This window comes from Tunicatimonas sp., assembly GCF_049647865.1.
GTDB lineage: Bacteria > Bacteroidota > Bacteroidia > Cytophagales > Cyclobacteriaceae > Tunicatimonas.
Window position 1 is genome coordinate 1 of the sequence record NZ_JBARYM010000283.1, and the last position, 1,802, is coordinate 1,802.

Sequence of the window (1,802 nt, forward strand, 5' to 3'; positions counted from 1 at the left end):
CAATTTAGCTACGAAGAATACACCGGCAACCAAAGTAGTTGGCAAAAAATTGGAGAGTGGGTCAATCAACTAAACGAAGGGCGAGGACAACTGTCTCTCACCACTCAGCAGGAGATAGAGAATCAGATTGCCGGGTTAAACGATACTACTGAGATTATCAGAGTACTATACGAATATATGCAATCCAAAACCCGCTACGTTAGCATTCAATTAGGGATTGGTGGTTATCAACCTTTTGAGGCTGCTACTGTTGATCGGCTGGGTTACGGAGACTGTAAGGCACTTTCTAACTATATGAAGTCCATTTTAGCAGTAGTCGGTATAAAATCTCAGTACACATTGGTAAATGCTGGCTCGTATGCCCGCCAGGTAATTACTGACTTTCCTAGTTTGCAGTTTAACCACGCAATTTTAGGCGTACCGCTTCAACGAGACACTATTTGGTTAGAATGTACTAGCCAAACCCGTCCGTTCGGATACTTAAGCGATTTTACCGACGACCGGTATGTACTTATGGTTAACGACAACGGAGGAAACTTAATAAAGACCCCCGATTACTCAGCGCAGCACAATCAACAAGTGAGAAGCATTACAATGAGGTTGGATGAAGCTGGTAATGGCAGTATGAACGTTATTACTACTTACACCGGGCAGCTTTACGATAAGTTTGCTAGAATTACACAATTAAATGCTACTGAACAAAAGCAAGCCGTTTATAAGCAAATAGAAATTCCCAACTTTCGCGTTGAGCAGTTCAAGTATGAATTAGTTAAGGAAAGGCTTCCGATTGCTACGGAGGAAATGATGATCAAACTAGATAACTACGCTAGTGTAAGTGGTAAACGATGGTTTTTCAGTCCGAATGTTATGACTCGATTGGAGAGTTTACCGGCTAATGCAGAGAAAAGAGCCTATCCGGTAGTTATCCACCAAGCTCGTATCGAAACTGATACGGTAGTAATTGAGATACCGGAGAACCTCTACGCCGAGTTTACTCCTGAGCCAACTGAAATTTCTTCGGCTTTTGGAAACTACCGAAGTGAATATCAAGTAGACCAAGGCAAAATTATTTACATCCGAAAATTCCAGCGAAAGAAAGGAACGTTTCCTCCTAAGACTCATAAAGAATTACTCGATTTCTATCGGAAAGTAGCGAAGTCTGACCGGCAGCAGATGGTACTTCGCCGAGCAACCTAAGCCAGCTATTAGAGCGCGTTTGGATTTTATTATAAGGTATTTTTGACTAAACGAGACTCTTTTCGAGGGGGATAGCCTAAGCTATCGCTGGAAAAAAAGCTGAAGTATAGTTGAAAAATACCCATCAGAAAGCTAAAGGATAAAGTTCAAGCACGCTCTTAAGAAACCAAAACCGGATCTTCGTCAGGTTTCCGCACAGGTCCACCCAGCGGAAGAACAACCCCCGGTGGCAAATCAAGCTCTGGCTCGTCCCACTCAAATGGTAAACCACCATCGTTATTCGACCGGCCCTGCCGCTCGTCGTGGATAATCTTTAACAAAACGAGCGTGAGGGCTAATAGAAATAAAAAGAAAAGAATAATGTAATCGAGGGTCATAACACAATGAAGTTATCTTGGTTCTTTGCTAACGCGCAATGAGTATACTTATTGGTCAAATAAGTAAGAAGTATCTTACTTAAGTCTGTTATCAAAAACTGAACCTATTTTAAGCACCGAAAAGCTTGTTTATGCAAAATGATTATTTGAAAAGGTTAGTTTCCTTATCGATCGTTTATTTGAACGTAGTTTCTATTATTAGCTGTAGAAAAGTACATACTACTTCTT

The 1,802-nt window shown here is 41.2% G+C and carries 1 protein-coding gene and 1 pseudogene; one reads left to right on the forward strand and one right to left on the reverse strand.

What is annotated here, in order from left to right; translation table 11 throughout:
* Positions 1-1,197: pseudogene (locus WBA23_RS08675) on the forward strand (hypothetical protein); the annotation flags it as partial.
* A 158-nt stretch (positions 1,198-1,355) separates the two neighbouring features.
* On the opposite strand, the gene WBA23_RS08680 reads toward WBA23_RS08675, so the two are convergent.
* Positions 1,356-1,574, reverse strand: coding sequence for a hypothetical protein (locus WBA23_RS08680; protein ID WP_424581881.1), 219 nt, complete (start codon positions 1,572-1,574; stop codon positions 1,356-1,358).
* Between the last annotated feature and the right edge of the window lie 228 nt (positions 1,575-1,802).